Origin of the sequence: Methanoregula sp. (assembly GCF_041663825.1) — an archaeon.
GTDB lineage: Archaea > Halobacteriota > Methanomicrobia > Methanomicrobiales > Methanospirillaceae > Methanoregula.
The window spans coordinates 95,353-113,434 of the sequence record NZ_JBAYLY010000002.1 but is presented as its reverse complement, the minus strand read 5'-3'; the positions used below and the strand labels follow the sequence as shown (position 1 = coordinate 113,434).

16 protein-coding genes and 1 tRNA gene are annotated in these 18,082 nt (G+C 54.9%); 8 read left to right on the top strand and 9 right to left on the bottom strand.

The annotated features are described in order from the left end of the window. Positions 1 to 449 precede the first annotated feature (449 nt). The 5 genes from WCX19_RS01675 to pyrC form a co-directional block, all read right to left on the bottom strand. Positions 450 to 1,385 (bottom strand): ornithine cyclodeaminase family protein, encoded by a 936-nt coding sequence (locus tag WCX19_RS01675; protein WP_373004013.1) that lies wholly within the window; start codon positions 1,383 to 1,385, stop codon positions 450 to 452. A gap of 759 nt (positions 1,386 to 2,144) precedes the next feature. Continuing rightward, complete coding sequence (locus tag WCX19_RS01670) at positions 2,145 to 2,426, bottom strand: UPF0058 family protein (RefSeq protein ID WP_373004010.1); 282 nt, start codon at positions 2,424 to 2,426, stop codon at positions 2,145 to 2,147. Between the two features lie 63 nt (positions 2,427 to 2,489). Then, complete coding sequence (dnaG, locus tag WCX19_RS01665; RefSeq protein ID WP_373004007.1) at positions 2,490 to 3,734, bottom strand: DNA primase DnaG; 1,245 nt, start codon at positions 3,732 to 3,734, stop codon at positions 2,490 to 2,492. 178 nt (positions 3,735 to 3,912) lie between these two features. Then, positions 3,913 to 4,236, bottom strand: coding sequence for a DUF167 domain-containing protein (locus WCX19_RS01660; protein WP_373004004.1), 324 nt, complete (start codon positions 4,234 to 4,236; stop codon positions 3,913 to 3,915). 290 nt (positions 4,237 to 4,526) lie between these two features. Continuing rightward, positions 4,527 to 5,825, bottom strand: a complete 1,299-nt coding sequence (gene pyrC / locus WCX19_RS01655; RefSeq protein ID WP_373004002.1) for a dihydroorotase — start codon at positions 5,823 to 5,825, stop codon at positions 4,527 to 4,529. Positions 5,826 to 5,975: 150 nt separating this feature from the next. On the opposite strand from pyrC, the gene WCX19_RS01650 reads away from it, so the two are divergent. After that, positions 5,976 to 6,719 carry a hypothetical protein gene (locus WCX19_RS01650; RefSeq protein WP_373003999.1) on the top strand — a complete coding sequence of 248 codons (744 nt, stop codon included), beginning with the start codon at positions 5,976 to 5,978 and terminating at the stop codon, positions 6,717 to 6,719. Between the two features lie 79 nt (positions 6,720 to 6,798). Next, positions 6,799 to 7,035 (top strand): YwbE family protein, encoded by a 237-nt coding sequence (locus tag WCX19_RS01645; RefSeq protein WP_373003997.1) that lies wholly within the window; start codon positions 6,799 to 6,801, stop codon positions 7,033 to 7,035. Positions 7,036 to 7,078: 43 nt separating this feature from the next. On the opposite strand, the gene WCX19_RS01640 is transcribed toward WCX19_RS01645, so the two are convergent. Both WCX19_RS01640 and WCX19_RS01635 read right to left on the bottom strand, forming a co-directional pair. Beyond that, positions 7,079 to 7,333, bottom strand: coding sequence for a hypothetical protein (locus WCX19_RS01640; protein ID WP_373003994.1), 255 nt, complete (start codon positions 7,331 to 7,333; stop codon positions 7,079 to 7,081). Positions 7,334 to 7,431: 98 nt separating this feature from the next. Then, positions 7,432 to 7,514, bottom strand: a tRNA-Leu gene (locus WCX19_RS01635). A 223-nt stretch (positions 7,515 to 7,737) separates the two neighbouring features. Between WCX19_RS01635 and WCX19_RS01630 the strand changes: the two genes are divergently transcribed. Genes WCX19_RS01630 through WCX19_RS01610 form a run of 5 tightly spaced genes read left to right on the top strand, consistent with a single transcriptional unit; the run spans position 7,738 to position 14,586 of the window. After that, positions 7,738 to 8,742 carry an asparagine synthase C-terminal domain-containing protein gene (locus WCX19_RS01630; RefSeq protein ID WP_373003991.1) on the top strand — a complete coding sequence of 335 codons (1,005 nt, stop codon included), beginning with the start codon at positions 7,738 to 7,740 and terminating at the stop codon, positions 8,740 to 8,742. Continuing rightward, a complete protein-coding gene (gene gatC / locus WCX19_RS01625; RefSeq protein WP_373003988.1) occupies positions 8,732 to 9,001 on the top strand; it encodes an Asp-tRNA(Asn)/Glu-tRNA(Gln) amidotransferase subunit GatC in 270 nt (89 codons plus the stop codon). Before WCX19_RS01630 ends, gatC begins: the two co-directional genes overlap by 11 nt. Continuing rightward, positions 9,001 to 10,305 carry an Asp-tRNA(Asn)/Glu-tRNA(Gln) amidotransferase subunit GatA gene (gene gatA, locus WCX19_RS01620; RefSeq protein WP_373003985.1) on the top strand — a complete coding sequence of 435 codons (1,305 nt, stop codon included), beginning with the start codon at positions 9,001 to 9,003 and terminating at the stop codon, positions 10,303 to 10,305. Before gatC ends, gatA begins: the two co-directional genes overlap by 1 nt. Beyond that, positions 10,302 to 11,756: an Asp-tRNA(Asn)/Glu-tRNA(Gln) amidotransferase subunit GatB gene (gene gatB / locus WCX19_RS01615; RefSeq protein ID WP_373003982.1), complete on the top strand. Its 1,455-nt coding sequence runs from the start codon at positions 10,302 to 10,304 to the stop codon at positions 11,754 to 11,756. Before gatA ends, gatB begins: the two co-directional genes overlap by 4 nt. Before the next feature lies 1 nt (position 11,757). Further along, on the top strand, positions 11,758 to 14,586 hold the full coding sequence (locus WCX19_RS01610) for a DNA topoisomerase I (protein ID WP_373003979.1): 2,829 nt from the start codon (positions 11,758 to 11,760) through the stop codon (positions 14,584 to 14,586). A 10-nt stretch (positions 14,587 to 14,596) separates the two neighbouring features. On the opposite strand, the gene WCX19_RS01605 is transcribed toward WCX19_RS01610, so the two are convergent. Both WCX19_RS01605 and WCX19_RS01600 read right to left on the bottom strand, forming a co-directional pair. Beyond that, positions 14,597 to 14,962 (bottom strand): response regulator, encoded by a 366-nt coding sequence (locus WCX19_RS01605; protein WP_373003976.1) that lies wholly within the window; start codon positions 14,960 to 14,962, stop codon positions 14,597 to 14,599. Between the two features lie 48 nt (positions 14,963 to 15,010). Continuing rightward, positions 15,011 to 17,107: a CHASE4 domain-containing protein gene (locus WCX19_RS01600; protein WP_373003973.1), complete on the bottom strand. Its 2,097-nt coding sequence runs from the start codon at positions 17,105 to 17,107 to the stop codon at positions 15,011 to 15,013. 286 nt (positions 17,108 to 17,393) lie between these two features. Here WCX19_RS01600 and WCX19_RS01595 point away from each other — a divergent pair, with 286 nt between their 5' ends. Further along, positions 17,394 to 18,080, top strand: a complete 687-nt coding sequence (locus WCX19_RS01595) for a phosphoglycerol geranylgeranyltransferase (RefSeq protein ID WP_373003970.1) — start codon at positions 17,394 to 17,396, stop codon at positions 18,078 to 18,080. Positions 18,081 to 18,082 lie beyond the last annotated feature (2 nt).

The following is an 18,082-nucleotide window of genomic DNA, read 5'->3' as shown; positions in this document are numbered from 1 at the left end:
TGCTCTGTCGGGATTTGCAATACATCTCGTGCTTGGAGTTTGTATACCGTTTTCGGGAGTTGAAGCCCCAAAAAACCTCCCCGTCAGTCAAACCCGACGCAAGACGCACCCCGGGTGTACCCCTTCATGAAGGTCACGCTGCTCGCATCCGTGAAATACACGCGTACCATGTACATCCAACTAAAAATCCGGCAGCCCATGCCAAACATTCCGGAACCGGCTGGGGGCGTCTCATTTAGAGAAAGTAAAAAAGGGGTGGCTGCACGCCAGCGGATTACAGGAGATCCTCATGGGGTACCGCTGGGACCCACGTCTCCCATTCTCATTACAGGTGAGCGTGGATCCGCATTTGTCAGAACCATGCCGTAGTTTGGATTTCCTTTTGTTGCATATCCGGATATTCCGAGTCGCACAGAATTCATATGTAAACATGAGGTGAGATCCTGTTTTTACAAAAACGGCAGATCCATGCCGATTGCCTGTCTTATTGCGATCGATGCGATCGCCAGATCCTGAATGGCAAGCCCGGTAGAGTCAAAGACTGTGATCTCATCCGGGTTTTCACGTTTTTGTCTGCCGATCACAACCTCGCCAAGGGTGCCAGCGATCATCCAAGGCTCGTAGAGCCCTTTCTTGATGGGTACGTTTATTTCTCCAGAATGGAATGCCTGCGCCGGATCGTCAACAAAAACCCGGGCACGGTACAGGATCGCCGGGTCGAGTTCCTCCTTCCCCGGCGCATCGGCACCAATCGCGTTAATATGCGTGCCCTCGTGGATCCATTCGTTTTTCACTATGGGGGCGCGGGACGGCGTCGTGGTGACAAGTACGTCGCAATCGCAGGCATGTTCGATGGATACGCTTTCTGCATCGAGAGGTGCGAGCCGTGCGGCAAACGCTTCGGCATGAGCAGGGTTCCGGCCCCAGACCCGGACTTTAGTGAGGGAAAGTACCTGTGCCGTGGCTAGTACCTGTGCTTCTGCCTGCCGCCCGGTGCCGATGACTCCGAGAACGCACTCCTTTTTTGGCGCAAGATATTTTGCGGCAACTGCCCCGGCAGCCCCCGTCCGCATGTCCGTGAGCCTGGTCGCGTTCAGGATAGCCGTCGGCTGACCGGTTGCCGGGTCGAGAATGAGTGTCAGTGCCATTACCGTCGGGAGCCCCACATCCCGGTTGCCCGGGTGGACGTTGACGATCTTCACCCCGGCAATCCCAAGAGAAGGAAGATACGCCGGCATCGTCCGAAAATCACCGGTCGGCAGGGTAATGTAGACCTTGGGCGGCATCTGCACGAGACCATTCCCGTGATCGGCAAATGCAGCTTCGACGGCCCGGTTAACGTCGCCGATATCGAGGCCCTGATCCGGATCAGGGTAGTAGCGCATGAACGATTGGTACACCTGCTCGGATTTAGCGTTATGCCCCCTCACGGGAGCTCCCTCACGAAAAATACCTGACCATAAAAAGGAGTTTTAGTACTTCTCTGTTTTCAAGTTGAATAAACAACTGCTAAAAATTTGTTTAAGCCAGATCTGGAGGCACAAGTATCCCTTTTTTGGCAGCAGACGCCCTCCCTTTATGGCAGGAGAGGGTACCCCCCATTTGTACAAAGGTGGCACCCCCCACCCCCGGGCCACAAGAGGGGGGTGGGGGTATCATGCTTTTAAAAAATTGGTCGGGGTGTGGGGGGGCCTCTCATTTTTGGGAGCGGGGGGTACCCCCTTGCAAGAAAAGAGGCACCTACCCCCCAAGCCATCGGCCGGCAAAATACATCTTCAGATGATAACTCCACGCGAAGCACAGGTTTTGGAAATGCGGGAAAGGGAGGCAGTCCCCCACGTATGCCCGGATAGGGGGGTGGGGGTATCATGCTTTAAAAAAAATTGGCCGGGGGTAGGGGTACCTCCCGTTTTTGGGAGAGGGGGGTGCCACCCCGGGCTCGCAGGAGGGGGTACCCCCAATGGACCGGGAATTACTTTCTCAAAATCTCCTCATAAATTCTGCCATGTTTGTGAAGGAAAATTTTTAAGAAGTACTTGAGTTCACTCATTTCCCGGTGCAGCTGATGCCCGTATGGCCGGGCCGACTCATCACCAATCCTCCATCACAAATTAATAATAATGATCAAAAAAGCAAAGAAAGATTCAGGCGTATTCCATTTCCTTGAGTGTCTTTTCTGCCAGATCCTTCATACGTGCCGAGATCCGTGATGATGATGTATAATCGACGTCTTTCATCGCATTTGCGATCTCGTTTCCCAGCACGAAGATGGCATACTTGTGTTCAAGCTTGCTCTTGTGCAGTTGGGAAGGTGTAATCTTCAGGGCATTATACTGGGAAAACTTCAGGTCAGGATTGGCGTCTTCAAAATAGTCCTTGACCTCGTAGAGTATCTTGTGAAGGGTGATAAGTTCTTCCTTGTGCATACTGCCGCTCCAAAGTGTTACATGGGGCGCAACTTGCATAAATAAATTTGTGTAAGTCCGGTTTTACGTGCTTATTTTCATTAACCGGATGCTTAAAGGCCTTTTTATAATTCCTTTGAAATCTTTTGCTGCGACATATTCAAGTCCTTTCCAGACCAGCCGGTCGAGCAGTTTCTGATCGACGGTGCGGTCAACCACGAGGCCGGCCGCTGGCGTATCCAGCGTCTCCACGGCTTTTTCTACTTCTTCAGACCGAATCTCCCTGATTACTGCCATGTCCTCGTTCAGGAACCGGGCGACATTCCTGCCTTTCACGTCTTCCATATGATCCCGGATCGTCACCGGAACTTTGGACACGCTGTCTTTTGCTTTCTTCGGTCCCGCGCCGGGCCGGCTGTCCATATCACTGCGATCCCCACTTTCTGGAGATGGTACCACACGGGGTGACCGGGGCAAGTCTGCCGGCAACTCGGCTGCATCCTCGAAGTACTGGTCACGAACGTACTCGACCGGTACCTTGTTCCGCAGCGTCTTGATGACCTCTTTTCGGGTCATGTCCTCAACGCTCTTTCCCCGGGGGGAGAATGCAACATAATCAATGTCTGCCACCTGCAGGAGTTCCCGCAGGATAAGTTCTCCGCCCCGGTCGCCATCAAAGAATGCGGTTGTTGTCTTCTTCTCGCAGAAGTCAATGATCGATTTGGGGATGTTGGTTCCCTCTACGGCCACTGCGTTCTTGATACCGTACCGCAGGAGGTTAATGACATCCGCCCGGCCCTCAACGATGATAATCGCGTCCGACTCAAGGACGTTTGGGCCGGCCGGCAGTCTCTCCTCACCGATTGTCCCGATCTTCTCAACTCTCATCGTCTGGCGGACATCGTCAAGGAGCTCGTCGCTGTCTATGGCGCCGTCCTCAAAACGTTCGACAAGGATTTCCTTTGCGCGCTCAACAATCTTCTTTCGCTTGCTGACCCGGATGTCCTCGATCGTGTCCACTGCCACGTGTGCGACACAGGGCCCCACGCGGTCGATGGTCTCAAGTGAAGCGGCAAGAATTGCCGTCTCTGCCCGGTCAAGGGAGGTGGAGATCAGTATCTCCCCGGTTGTTTCGCCTTTCTTGCTTGCTATCTGGACGTCAATTCTGCCGACCCGTCCGGTTCTCTGGAGATCCCGCAGGTCAAGGTCTTCGCCGAGTAACCCTTCAGTCTGCCCGAAAATGGCACCGACTACATCAGGTTTCTCGACCACCCCCTCTGCGGTGACGCTGATATGAATAAGGTACTTGGTAGTATCTGGTGAATACACGTAAACGCACCCCCATGTATCATGCGATGAATGAATAGCCTGATCATAGGTATAAAATATATATAACGTGTGGAATTACTTAAAGTGTAGGTTCGTGTTCAGGCCTTTTTTGCATGATTTTAAAAAAACAGTACTCGTTTAACTGTGTCCCGTTTGTATCATGATAGGATCGCCTTGATTATTCCTTTTCGCTACTCTCACAAATCTGCCTGGCAAGCTGCGCCTTCGTGACACCCGCTATTCTCACTTTCTTCTGGGATGAGGTGAGCCCGGACACAATAGAAACCGCAGAGGCCGGTACCCCGATCGTGGTGCTGATAAGCTGGATCACCGCTTTGTTTGCCTTCCCGTCAACCGCAGGAGCCGTGACCCGGCAGCCGATCGCCTTTCGCCACTCGTTGTAGCCCGCAGGAAAGAGTGCTGATTTTGCACCGGGTGAAACCTCGACGACAATCAGTGTACCGTTACGGTCATCGAAAAGTGCATCTGTCATCGTTGACATGGAGCATCCTCACGAGAAAGGAAATGTCGCCCGGCTTAAACACACGTGGATCATTAGTGGCTGCTACCGTTCTTCACCGGTGTATAAAACCCTCGGCCGGGCGATGCCTGTCGCGCACCCGGGTTGTCCCATGGATCACGTCCAGGCACTTGCCAATCGATCACCCGGGGACCTATGGGTGCGCTATATCGGCACCCTCTTTCATCTGTTCTCCGGGTTCTTTATCGTTTCGTGGCGAAAAAACTGGCAGACTGCACTGTTTTCTTTACCGCTGCCCGGCAAAAATCAGCTCACGCATCCGTGGGAGTATATCCCCGGCCGGCAAACCAGACCGGCTCTTTGCGACAGAACTCCCCGTGATCGTATACTATGTCCCCGCCCCGGATCACGATTTGGGGAAAAACGGCCCGCAGTCCTTCAAACGGTGTCCAGCCGCACCTGCTGTGCAGGAGTTCCGGTTCCACCGTCACCGCAGCTTGGGGGTACAGCGCAAAGTCTGCGCGGTCGCCCGGCGCAAAACCGGCCGGGGGTATGCCGATAAGTGCGGCAGGTGCGGTCGCGGTCTTTTGAATCAGGTCAGGCAGGGTGATCCGGCGGTCAAGTACTTCAGCCATGAGGAGGGGAACCATGGTTTCCACACCCGGGACGCCCGAGGGAGCATCAGAAAACGGGAGCGCTTTTTCTGCTTTTGTGTGGGGTGCGTGGTCTGAAGCAATCATGTCGATACGGTCCCAATATGTCCAGAGTAACTTTCGCTCCTTCTCGCTCCTGACCGGGGGGTTAACCTTAAACCGCGTGTCGGCGGCACCGGCTTTTTCCCGGGAGAGGAAGAGGTGATGGGGGGTCACTTCCACGGTTCCCCGTGCGGCATCGATCGCTCTCGCCATGCTCATGTGGCAGAAATGGATCCGGCAGCCGTCATGATTACAGGCCTGCACCGCGATCACTGCCTCACGCTCACGTTCGGATGAACGCAGGGCATCGTGCGTGGCAAGATCCGTATCCTGTCCCGTAGCTACACCTTCGGCATGGATCGTGGCAAGTCCGCCGAGCGCCCGGATGCGTCCAAGCGCACGGGAAAGTGACGGGGTGTCCAGTGCCTCGCCGTAACTTGAAGGTGCAAAAAAGGTCTCGCCAAACGCCATTGCCCCTGCCGCCCACATCGCCTCAAAGGGGGTATCCGGGGTGACCGCGCTGTTTATGGCAAAACTGCAGAACGAATGTGCCTGTGCCTCGCGGACCCGGGCCAAAAACGCTTCCGGTGTCGTCAGCGGCGGGACCGTGTTGGGCTGGTCGACGACCACGGTCACCCCACCGGCAAGGGCGCTCATGCTCCCGGTTGTCCAGTCCTCTTTTGCCGACTGGCTCCCGCCCCGCATGTGGACATGGACATCAACCGCCGCCGGAAGGACATAAAGACCTGTACAGTCGATTACCCGGTCGGCTGCCATCCCGGTACCGGTATGAACGACCCGGCCATCCTGAATCGTAATATCCGCTCTTCTTCCTTCGGGAAGCTGGACATTTGCAAGCACGAGTGCAGGACGGCGTTCCATGCAGATATGATCGGCACCGGACCATATAGTCATGCTGTTTTTAAGAGGAGACCATAAGTCCGGTCCGGGGAATACAATGTTTTTTCTGTCGCGTCCCGGAATAAATATTATACCGGGCTTGAAAAGTAGGGATGTATCTTCGCATGAGCATACCTGCGGAGGATCCGGCATCAAGGGGAGATTATGGATAAGATCATAAAAATCACGCTGGGATTCTTCATCGTTATTCTGCTGCTTTTTTCAAGCGTTGTTTCCTACACTTCGTATATCGATACAACCTACAGAACCTCGCTTACCGGCACGTATGTGTACACCTGTAACATTACGACCGATACCGTCCTTTCAAACGTCACGCTCTTTTTACCAGTTCCCGCCGACCTGAAAAGGAACTCACCGCTTGATGCTCAGATAAGCGGGCAGCATGTTTCCGGGGTTCCGAATGACTGGACAATGACGCTCTTTGATACCGGCAAGGCCACACTCCTGAAAGTCACTGCCCCGACGATTGGGCAACCTGCCGTCAACGGGAGCGCGCAAACGACGGTTATCACGATCGGGGTGAACGCATCTTCGCATTCCCTGATCGACACGCGCTCGCCCGTTGAGAATGCGGCCGTTTTCCGCCCGGTCCAGAGTATTCATACGGTCGCATGCCCCGTCGGCGATGTAAAAAACGATAGCACGCCGGAATGCTCTGAATATCTCACCAGTATTTATGCCGATTATACGGCCGCACCTTCGGCTTCGGTGAGTATCAGCGCCAGTCTTGAGGTGACAAACTCGTGGAAAATCTTTTCCCCGGAGTTCAATGGCTACAAAAACCGGATCTACGTGCTGATGCTTGGGGACAACCATGGATGGGTGACCACCCGGGGCTGGCTTGAATCCGGGATCGGTACTTATGATGCCCCAAAAATAGTCTCATAATTTTTTACCTGCATTTTAAAATGACAATATTACCGGTGTATTCCGGTGACTCATACCTGAACATACTCTGCACATTCACATGGAAAACCGACCTGACCCAACAACCAACGGAAAATGCCGTGACGCCATCCATCCCGGTTGCACGGTTGATATAATTCTCAAGGCAGACCAGCGGAGCGGAAAACTCACACGGGGCATCGTGCAGGAGATCCTGACAAATTCCTCGTTCCACCCGCACGGTATCAAGGTCCGGCTCCGGGATGGGCGCGTTGGACGGGTTGCAGGGGTTATCGGTCAGGACTCCCCCGGAATCTAAAAAACGCTAAAATACCACAATACCCAAAAAAAGCATGCCGGTCTTATTTCCAGTCCCGGGTAATAATGGTATACCCCTCCTCTTTCTGGTGCGCGATCTGTTCTTTGAGGGTTGCAAGCATACCTGGTGTGATCAGGTCCCCGGTCATCACATACAGCGACTTCTTTTTGGTTTCAGGATCGGTCTCATACGTCACCACGAAATCCTCGTGATTGGCCAGAGCCGAAACCACCATCTCCGGGAGGGTATCGATCAGGGATTTTTTCGTTCGTAACCGGTGTTTTTTTACCAAGGTCATACAGGAGTGTTTTCAGTATGAGCCAATAAGGACTTGTCCCGGTTTGTGCGCCAAACCGGGGCCCGATACAGGATGTACCTGCAGGAAAACAGATCTTATGCGAGGGATGGGAGTCGAACCCATGAATCCCTGCGGAACTGGATCTTAAGTCCAGCCGAGTTGGCCACTTTCGTACCCTCGCGCTCTATAGTATTTCGTGTGTATGATAAAAAGAATCGTGACCGGGAGAGTGCCGGTTCTGCCGAAGTCCAGGGTACTGTATCCTGTGCAAGACCTGCATTTTTCCCAGGGATCTCTCATGGTTCCATCGCTTACCCTGAAGTCATGCGCCTCTACGGATACGGTGTCACCCCATTGCCACGCATTATATGCATAGCCGGTTCCATACACTATCCGGCGAGTGCATGACCTTATTTCAGTGTACAGGCTGGATTGAGCTGGAGGGTACGCGGCTCTCTATTGCTGACGTTGAGAAGATCGTACAGGCAGATCCGGAAAAGATCCGCACCTTCGGGGGTGAGTTTGCACTCTCATTTGATACCTGCCACGCACGCGACCATTTTGGCATTATTCCGGGACCGGGCCCCAAAGGTGCGCTTGTCTGCAATGGGCAGGTGCGGTTTTCGATCGAGCCCGACCCTGCGCCCTGCGCCCTTGATGAAGCAATTGTAACGGCGGTCCGGCTCAGGAGTGATGAAGGCGTGACCGCGCTCTCGGGCGGGGTGGATTCAAGTCTCGTCGCCGCGCTTGCAAAACGGGAATGCGTGGCAGTTGGCCTTGCCGGGTCTCATGACCTTGCGCAGGCCCGGCACGCAGCAGAACTGCTCGGCCTGACCTGCACAGAAGTCGAGATAACCCCAGACGAGATCGCAGATGCTCTTCCCGCCGTTATTGCCGCGATCCCGAAAAAAGACCCGGTTAATACCAGCATTGCCGTCACCCAGTACTTCATCGCCCGTTGGGCAGGAGCACACGGGTACCAGCGCATCATCACCGGGCAGGGAGCGGATGAACTCTTCGGCGGCTACGCCCGGTATCTCACCTCCCCCACACTCGAAGATGATCTTGCCCGGGATGTCGCGGGACTTGAGGCGCAGGCACAGCGCGATCAGGCAGTCGCGGCCCTTCACGGTACGTACCTCTCCATGCCCTATCTTGATATCCGGGTTGTGCGCGCCAGCCGCGCGATCCCGGCCCATGAAAAGGTTCACGACGGGCAGCGGAAGATCCCGCTGCGACATGCCGCAGAGCGCCATATCCCTCCAGAACTGGCAGGATATGGCAAAAAGGCCATGCAGTACGGGAGCGGAGTCTGGGGAGTATTGAAGAAGCTTGCCCGTAAAAATGGTTATAAAACGTCCGTGCAAGATTACATAGACCACATCGGACGGGTGGAACATGGTCACTGAAAAAGACGTAGAACATATCGGTGAACTTGCCGATATCGGAATCGATACCGCTGAACTGGCCACTTTTACCGGCCAGTTCAACGCAATTGTGGAATATTTTGACGTGCTTGACCGGGTGCAGGGAGATGGCGCGGTCGCCCGGGATCTCTATAACGTGCTGCGGGACGACATTGTCGAACCGTCCCTTTCGCAGGACGAAGCGACACGAAATGCCGGTGCACAGGAAGATGGATTTATCAAGGCACCCCGGGTGATGTAGTGGCCGTGCACACGATTAGCTTCGAGCCCGACGACCGGTACAATGCATTCTTAAAAGTCTGTGCAAAGCCTTCCCATGGTGAGGGAAAACTTACCGGGATCGCGGTTGCGGTCAAGGACAATATCTCGACCCAGGGAATCGAGACCACCTGTGCCTCGAAGATCCTCAAAGGCTACATCCCGCCCTACGACGCGCACGCGGTCGGTCTCATAAAGGCCGCCGGTGCCGCAGTCGCCGGGAAGACCAACATGGACGAGTTCGGGATGGGTACCAGTACCGAGAACTCGGCGTTTGGCCCCACCCTTAACCCCTGTGACACCGGCCGGGTTCCCGGAGGTTCTTCGGGAGGAAGTGCCGCAGCAGTAGCGGCAGGTATGGTTCGGATGGCACTTGGTACCGATACCGGCGGCTCGATCCGGTGCCCTGCTGCATTCTGCGGGATTGTAGGGCTCAAGCCTTCATACGGTCGGGTCTCACGGTACGGCCTGATCGCATACGCGAACTCGCTGGAAACGATCGGGCCGATGGCAAAAAATGTTGCCGATGTCTCGCTCCTGATGTCGGTGATCGCCGGCCACGATCGGAAGGATACCACCTCGTATAACAAGCCCTATGCCCACGCCCCGTCTGCGGACATAAAGGGGCTCCGGATAGGGATTCCCGAAGAATATTTTGGGAAAGGTGTCGATCCCGAAGTAGCATCAGTTGTAAGAAAGGCCATCGGCCGCCTCGAAGAACTCGGGGCAGTCACCGTCCCGTGCAGCATCCCTTCGATGGAATACGCGCTTGCCGCCTACTATGTCATCTGCACGAGCGAGGCGAGTTCCAACCTCGCCCGGTTCGATGGCGTGCGGTACGGCCCTGCCGCCGACACAAAAAAATCGTGGCACGCGGCATACCAGGATGTGCGAAAGCAGGGGTTCGGTCCTGAAGTCAGGCGCCGGATCATGCTCGGAACATTTGCCCTCTCCTCCGGCTATTATGGGAAGTACTACGCAAAGGCGCAGATTGCCCGGGAGAATGTAAGAAAGGACTTTACCCGGCTCTTCTCCGATGTGGATGTGCTCTGCGGCCCGACAATGCCCACGATTGCGTTTAAACTTGGCGAGAAAAGTGACCCTCTCTCCATGTATCTCTCCGATATCCTCACGGTGCCGGTCAACCTTGCAGGTATTCCTGCGATCTCGGTGCCCTGCGGGAAGGTGCAGGGAATGCCTGTCGGCCTTCAGGTTATGGGGAGGCAGTTTGAGGATGAGCGCGTCATCGATGTTGCATATGCTTACGAGCAGGCGGTGAAGCAATGATTGACTCTGATATCGTTGTCGGTCTCGAAGTCCACTGCCAGCTCGACACGAAAAGCAAGCTCTTCTGTGGCTGTTCCACGGATTACCGGAATGACGGACCCAATACCCATGTCTGCCCGGTCTGTCTGGGACTGCCCGGTACGATGCCGGTACTCAACAGGAGGGCAATCGAGTATGCGATGCGGGTGGCAAAGGCCCTCAACTGTACGGTCATCCCTGAGTCCGAGTTCTCGCGGAAGAACTACTTTTACCCCGACCTCGACAAGGCCTACCAGGTTACCCAGTATGACAAGCCGCTTGCTGAAGGGGGGTACGTGGAGATCGAGGGGGACGACGGGAAGGAGCGAAAGATCCAGCTCACCCGGATCCACGTAGAGGAAGACCCGGGCCGGCTCGTGCATATGGGTAACGCCGAACGCGGCCGGTACTCCCTTGTGGATTACAACCGTGCGGGTATCCCACTCATCGAAATTGTATCAGAACCGGAGATGCGCTCACCAAAAGAGGCGCGCAAGTTCTTAAACAAACTACGGGCCACGCTCGAATACCTTGGCGTCTTTGACCCGGAAAAAGAGGGCTCGCTCCGTGTCGATGCGAACATCTCGCTCCGGGGTAGCGAGCGCGTGGAAATAAAAAACATTACCTCCTATAAAGGGGTCGAGAGGGCGCTTACTTTTGAGGTGACCCGGCAGAAGAACCAGCTCCGGCGCGGCCTTAAGGTCGATCGCGAGACCCGGCATTACCTCGAAGCCAGGGGGATCACCCAGTCGGCCCGGTCAAAGGAACAGGAGAACGACTACCGGTACTTCCCGGAGCCGGATCTCCGCCCGCTCCGTGTCCAGTCGTGGGTCAAGGACATTGTCCTCCCCGAGCTCCCAGATGCGCGGCGCGAACGTTTCGTCCGGCAGTACGGGTGCTCTTTAAACCATGCCCGCACCCTGACCGGTGAATTAAAGATGGCAAACTTCTTTGAGGCCGTCGTTGCTGGGGAGAAAACCGGGCTCTGTACCCTCGCCGCAACCTGGATCGCTGATACGCTTGCCGGTGAACTCAACTACCGGAGCATGGGCATCGATGCGGTGGACGCTAAAAAGTTCACCGGCCTGCTTGATCTCCTGAAGGCAGGGACGATCACCGACAAGAGCGGTGTCGAAGTCCTGCGGGTGATGCTCGATGAGCGTCTTAAGGGGGAGACTGTGGAGACGCCAGAGGCAATTGTGAGCCGGTTAAACCTTGCAAAGACGACCGATGACGAGGATGCCTATATTGCTGTCATTTCAGAAGTAATCGATGAGAACCCAAAGGCTCTCGAAGATTATAAGGCCGGAAAGAGAGGCGCCATCAACTTCCTCGTGGGACAGGCCATGAAAAAGACCCGGGGCAGGGCCGATCCCGACATGCTCAACCGGCTTATGATTGCGATTCTGGACAAATACGGAGCAGTGACCTGACGTGCACCTGATCGTTGCAGAAAAGAATATCTCGGCCCGCAGGATCGCCCAAATCCTTGCCGGGGGACAAAAAGTTGTCGAGAAGAAGGACGCCGGGGTCTCGACCTACAGTTTCGGCGACACGACAACGGTAGGGCTGCGCGGCCACGTTGTCGAAGTCGACTTCGAGCCCGGCTACGAGAACTGGCGCAGCGAAAAGTATACCCCCCGCAGCCTGATCGATGCAAAGACCATCAAGGTGCCAACCGAGAAACGGATCGTTGCGCTCCTCCAGAAACTGGCCCGACACGCAGAGCGCGTCACCATTGCAACCGATTTTGATACCGAGGGGGAGCTAATCGGAAAAGAGGCGTACGAACTGATCCGGGCCGTCAACCGGAACGTGAAGGTCGACCGGGCCCGGTTCTCTGCGATCACTCCGCAGGAAATAACAACTGCGTTTGCGAATACGACCGACCTTGACTTTGCGCTTGCCTCAGCAGGTGAGGCACGGCAGTCCATTGATCTCATGTGGGGCGCGTCGCTGACCCGGTTCATCTCGCTTGCCGCACGCCGGGGTGGAAACAACATCCTCTCGGTCGGCCGGGTGCAGAGTCCCACACTTTCCATGATTGTCGACCGGGAAAAGGAGATCGAGAAATTTGTCCCGGAGAAATACTGGCAGCTCGGTCTTTTGACCGAGAAGGCCGGCGAACAGATCGAGGCCCGGCACACGAACGGCCGGTTCAGGGACCAGAAGATCGCGGAACTCGCCCGCGACCGTACAAAGGAACCGCTGGTCGTGACCGAGATAAAGGAAGGTACCAAGCAGGACCGGTCCCCCTCGCCATTCGATACTACGACCTATATCGTTGCCGCCGCCCGGCTCGGCTTTTCCGCCGCAAATGCGATGCGGATCGCCGAAGAACTGTACATGAACGGGTATATCTCCTACCCGAGGACCGACAATACGGTCTACCCTGCATCGCTGGACTTAAACGGCGTGCTTGCGACTATCCGGAATTCCCCGTTTAAAAAAGATGTGGAGTGGACAATCGCCCACCGGCGCCCGGAGCCAACACGGGGCAAGAAGTCCACCACCGACCACCCGCCAATCCACCCGACCGGCACCGCCACGAAGGAAGGGATCGGGGACGATGCGTTCCGGATCTACGAACTCGTGCTCCGCCGGTTCCTTGCGACCCTTGCTCCGGACGCGCTCTGGCAGACCTTAAAAATTAACTTCGATGCCGGTGGCGAGCCCTACACCACGACCGGAGGTCACCTGATCGAACCGGGCTGGCACGTAGTCTACCCGTTCTCCGAAGCAAAAGAGACAATCCTCCCGAAATTTGCCACGGGTGAGAAACTACCGATCCGCAAGGTCAGTCTTGATGAAAAGGAGACGATGCCCCCGGCCCGGTACACGCAGAGCAAACTTATCCAGAGAATGGAAGAGCTTGGGCTTGGAACAAAGAGCACGCGTCACGAGGTGATCGCGAAGCTGGTCTCCCGCAAGTACGTGGAAGGGAACCCGTTGCATCCGACACTCGTGGGGCGTGTCGTAACCGAGGCGCTCGAACATAACGCCGACGCGATTACAAAGCCTGACATGACCCAGACGATCGAGTCGCATATGCAGCAGATAAAGGAGAGCAAGCGCACCCGCGACGACGTCGTAAAAGAGTCCCGCAGCATGCTGCACGCGGCATTCGACCAACTTGAGGCAAACGAACGGGTAATAGGGGACGACATCCGGGACCGCACTGCGGAGGAACTGAACCTGGGTTACTGCCCGATCTGCGGCGGCACCCTTGCGATCAAGCACCTGCGGGGCTCGACACAGTTTATCGGCTGCTCACGTTATCCCGAGTGCACATTCAACATCGGTCTCCCGGTCACCCTGTGGGGCTGGGCGGTGCGGACTGACGAAATCTGCGAGAAGCACCACCTCCATTTCGTGCGTCTCGTCAGAAAAGGCGCCCGTCCATGGGATATCGGGTGTCCGCTCTGCCACCACATCAGTTCCAATACAGAATCGCTCACCGAGATCCCCTCCATGAATGAGACTCTTCTCGAAAAAGCCCGGTCCCGACACATCTATACCGTTGCCGAGATCGCCCGCAGCGAGCCCGAACGCCTTAGTAAGGTTCTTGAACTGGTACCGGATGCGGCGCAAAAACTTAAAACCGAGGCTGAATGCGTGCTCGAAAAACTGCGCAGGCGCTCCGAATGCCGCAAGTTCATGCGAAACCACCTTATCCCGAGAAAAGGGCGTAGTTATTCAAAGATCATGGCAGCCTTAAAAGAGTCCGGGGTATCAGATCTTGCCGGCCTCGCAAAGGCAGACCCGGGAACCCTCCAGAAGGCCGGTATCGGAGAGAGTGAGGCACGTGACCTCCTGGCCGAAGCCCGGATCACCCATAACGGGCGGCTCTTAAAGGAGATTGGCATTCCGGCAGTAAGTCTCAAGAAGTACATTGCGGCAGGAATCATTAGCCCGGACGAATTTGTAACGACAACTCCGGAAAACTTAAGCAAGAAGACCGGTATGAGTATCGGCACCGTGAACCGGCATGTGGCGCTTGTCTGTGAATATCTGCACCGGCCTGTACCCATAAAGATCCCCCGTGCCCAGAGTGAGAAAGGGCGAAAAGAACTGCTTTCGGTGAAGGGCCTGACCGGGACCGTGGCTGAAAAATTTGCCGACGCCGGGGTCATCAACGGGGATAAACTGCTCGCGGCGGATGTAAAGCAGCTCAGTGTCACCACCGGGATCGACAAAGAGAAGATCCGGAATTACCAGCTCCTCTTACAAAAGAAACGTGAGAACGCAATTATCAGGATCTGACGCTATCCGGTTATTTCAGGGCAAGCCCGATGGCTACCCGGAGATCGTTGTCGTCAAACGGTTTGACAATGAATCCATCGGGTTTTGTATCCCGCGCCCGTTCCAGGGTGGGGCCGTCGGAATGGGAAGTGACATAGATCACCGGGATATTAAACCCTTTTTTAATCATCTTTGCCGTCTCGATACCATCGATATCCCCTTTGATATTGATATCCATCAGGACAAGGTCCGGCTTGTTCTTTACCACTTGTTCCATGGCCTCGGCACCGGTGACAGCCCGCCCGCAGACCTTGTATCCCAGGTTTTTTAAACGCCATTCGGCGACCTTTGCGATGATATCGTCGTCTTCTACCAGAAGAATTACTTTTTCAGACATTGCCTTCCCTGTCTTGTTGTGTGTATATGCCCGGGGGACATATGGTTGTCACACCCGTTTTTCATCATTCGTTTCTCTGATAAACCGGAATGCACCGTTGGGGATCAGCATCTCGAACCGTGCCCCCTGCCCAAACCTGCCGTTCTCCAAGATTGTAATACCGGTGATGAGCAGGATCTCCCGGGTTAAAAACAGGCCCATGCCAGTATTCTTGCCAACCCCCTGCTCGAATATCTGCACCTTTTCAGTGTCAGGGATACCGATCCCGTCATCCTCGCAGATCAGGGTAAGCCCCACATCGGAGATCTGGTAATAGAACCGGACGGTTCTGATGTGCTCCCCGTACCGGATTGCGTTGTCGATCAGATTGTAAAAGACTTTTTCGAGGAGGGGATCTGCGTAGACTTTGACATTCGCGATCTCATCATCTAACGTGATCCTGGATCCGGCAAAGTTTACGATCACCCGGTTTAAGACCTCGCCGAGGTTCTGCCATGACGGAGCGTTCACTCCCACCGATTGATATGCACGGGTAAACTCAATCTGCCGCTGGATGATCCGGGTGAGTTCCTTGATCTGGCCGAGGAGCTCCTCGCGTTCGGCCGGCACTTTTGTGGCGTTTGCCATGTCCACGCAGCCCAGGAGCGCAGTGATCGTGTTGAGGATATCGTGGCGGGTGATGTTGTTTAAGAGGTTGAGCTTCTTGTTAGCGAGCATGATGGATTCTTCGGCCCGCTTGCGGTCGGTGAAATCGCGCAGGACTCCGTTAATCCCGGTGGTTTTCCCGAATACGTCCATATTGATGGCACTCTTGGTCTCAATCCAGTGGAAAAATCCCCACTTGTCCACCAGCCGGAACGTGGTGACAAGAGGGGTGCACTCAACAACCTGCCGATGGAATTCAAGGCTGACCCGGGTGCGATCTCCGGTGTAAACAAAGCAAGAGAAATCCTGCGATATCAGGTCTTCGATCAAATAACCGTAGCGGTTGATGGAAGGGGTGACATACAGCACCTTGCCGGCCGTATCCATGGTAAAGAGAACATCGGAGGTGTTTTCGGCCAGTTCCCGGAACCTCATCTCGGTTTTTAACAGTTCTGAATTCGTTTTTTCGATATCGGTAAGCATGCGGTTGATTTCGGTGGCAAGCTCGGAGAGTTCGTCGCTGCCATCCATTTCCACCCGGGATGAACGATTGGAACCGGTACCGATGCGGCGCACCTGCAAACCCAGGGACTGCATTCGCGAGAGGACGATCCGGTCCAGAAAGAAGATCATAACGATGCCAAACGTCAGTTCCGAAAGAAGGAGGATGACGATGAACTGGAAAACCGTGCTGGTTCCCTCCCGGTAGATATCGCGTGGCTCGGTAATTTCAAGGACGAGCGCCGGGTTCCCGGAAATATCACGCATAAGCGCATAGCCGGCCACGGTGTTCTCGTCGGTTGGCTGGATGATCATGGACGTACCCGGGGTTTCCAGTGCCGACTGGAGAGATGGGGATATGGCCGGGTCTATAACCCGGTAAAATGCGATGGACGGGATGGTCATGCTGGACAGTCTTCCGATCTCATCCTGATCGAGGAACCTGCCCATGATCATAACACCCTGCGGTGTCCCGGAAAAATCCGTACGGACGATCGGATGTGATGTGATGAGCACCGGGGTGTCTGAATGCATGAGGATACCGGTTGTTTCCGCGTGAGGTGCGGTCAGGTTCATGAGAGGACGGTTGGCGTTTATTTCCTGCAGCAGGGATGTGGTCACGGGAATTATGGTCCTGTTTGCCGGGTCAAACGCCCCGGAATAGACGATCTCTCCTTCGTGGTTCGTAATAATCATAAAATCGAGATTCAGGTTGGCAAAGGTATCCGGGTTAATGTTTCTCTCGATATAATCCGGTCGTTTCCCGATAACAAAATCGTAGGTATCGTCCCACGGAGCCCAGTCGTTGTCGATGGCTGAAATCGTATGCTCCTCGTTCTTGATCTGGGAGATCGTCCGGTCAAGGTCATTTGTTATGTATTTCTGTTCAAGCGACTGGTAGTTTGAAAGGAGAAGAACTGTAACAAAAACACCGGTCAGTGCGATAGCCAGGATCAGAAACGTTACCAGGACGATAAGGGTCTTTTTCTGGAGATCCATGGGTTTTCACAGGCATTCGTCATTTGACCTTCAAGATATATAAATGATCTTATTTTTTATAATGTCAAAATTGCGTTATTTTGGCATTTACTTAATAAAATGAGGGGAAAATCCCCGGAATAAGGAGGGAGTCATTATTTTTTAGTGAAGTGCCACGGTTTCAGGAAACAAAGAATGACTCCAGGGAAAGGGTGTGATTATCCATAGTGCGCATACCCTCTCTTTTGCGTAAAGGACAACGCACCGGTTTATTGGGATAAAGAACACATGTAATTCTGATACTGACATGAAGTGGAAAGACTGGGTGCATGTGACAAAACTCGACCCTGACAAGCAGCTCAAAGCCGGTGACATCGATGCGATCGCTACGAGCGGGACCGACGCAGTGATGCTATCGGGCACGCTGAACGTGACAAAAGAGAACCTGCTCGCTCTCCAGAAGCAGCTCGCTGCGTACGACCTTCCGCTCGTGATGGAACCTGCCGGCCCCGAGGCAGTGCTTCTCGATGGGATTGATTATGTCTTTGTGCCAAGCGTGATGAACACGACCGACGTGCAGTGGATAGTCGGGAAGCACCGCTTCTGGGTGCAGCAGCAGAACGGCCGTATCCCGTGGAATCTGGTTATTCCCGAGGCTTACATCGTGCTCAACCCCAATTCGTCTGTGGGCCGGGTCACAAAGGCGGTCTGCGATCTCAAACCCACGGAAGTCGCGGCATATACCTCAGTCGCCGACCGGTACTTCCATTTCCCGATCATATATATCGAATATTCCGGGACATTCGGCGATCCCGCTGTCGTGAAAGCGGCATCGGAAGCGATCGACCAGTCGATCCTGTACTATGGCGGCGGGATCAACTCGGCGGAGAAAGCCGCTCTTATGGGTAAATATGCGGATACGATCGTGGTCGGGAACGCGGTCTACGACCTGGGTGCCACAGTTCTCAAGGCAACCGTGGACGCGGTCCAGTAACC

Excerpts from the sequence above, each read along its gene's own strand:
- WCX19_RS01675 (WP_373004013.1), bottom strand. The coding sequence starts at position 1,385 with ATGCGCTACTACCCTGATCCGGATCAGGGCCTCGATATCGGCGACGTT.
- WCX19_RS01670 (WP_373004010.1), bottom strand. The coding sequence starts at position 2,426 with ATGCACAAGGAAGAACTTATCACCCTTCACAAGATACTCTACGAGGTC.
- WCX19_RS01660 (WP_373004004.1), bottom strand. The coding sequence starts at position 4,236 with ATGTCAACGATGACAGATGCACTTTTCGATGACCGTAACGGTACACTG.
- pyrC (WP_373004002.1), bottom strand. The coding sequence starts at position 5,825 with ATGACTATATGGTCCGGTGCCGATCATATCTGCATGGAACGCCGTCCT.
- WCX19_RS01650 (WP_373003999.1), top strand. The coding sequence starts at position 5,976 with ATGGATAAGATCATAAAAATCACGCTGGGATTCTTCATCGTTATTCTG.
- WCX19_RS01645 (WP_373003997.1), top strand. The coding sequence starts at position 6,799 with ATGGAAAACCGACCTGACCCAACAACCAACGGAAAATGCCGTGACGCC.
- WCX19_RS01640 (WP_373003994.1), bottom strand. The coding sequence starts at position 7,333 with ATGACCTTGGTAAAAAAACACCGGTTACGAACGAAAAAATCCCTGATC.
- WCX19_RS01630 (WP_373003991.1), top strand. The coding sequence starts at position 7,738 with ATGACCTTATTTCAGTGTACAGGCTGGATTGAGCTGGAGGGTACGCGG.
- gatC (WP_373003988.1), top strand. The coding sequence starts at position 8,732 with ATGGTCACTGAAAAAGACGTAGAACATATCGGTGAACTTGCCGATATC.
- gatB (WP_373003982.1), top strand. The coding sequence starts at position 10,302 with ATGATTGACTCTGATATCGTTGTCGGTCTCGAAGTCCACTGCCAGCTC.
- WCX19_RS01605 (WP_373003976.1), bottom strand. The coding sequence starts at position 14,962 with ATGTCTGAAAAAGTAATTCTTCTGGTAGAAGACGACGATATCATCGCA.
- WCX19_RS01600 (WP_373003973.1), bottom strand. The coding sequence starts at position 17,107 with ATGGATCTCCAGAAAAAGACCCTTATCGTCCTGGTAACGTTTCTGATC.
- WCX19_RS01595 (WP_373003970.1), top strand. The coding sequence starts at position 17,394 with ATGAAGTGGAAAGACTGGGTGCATGTGACAAAACTCGACCCTGACAAG.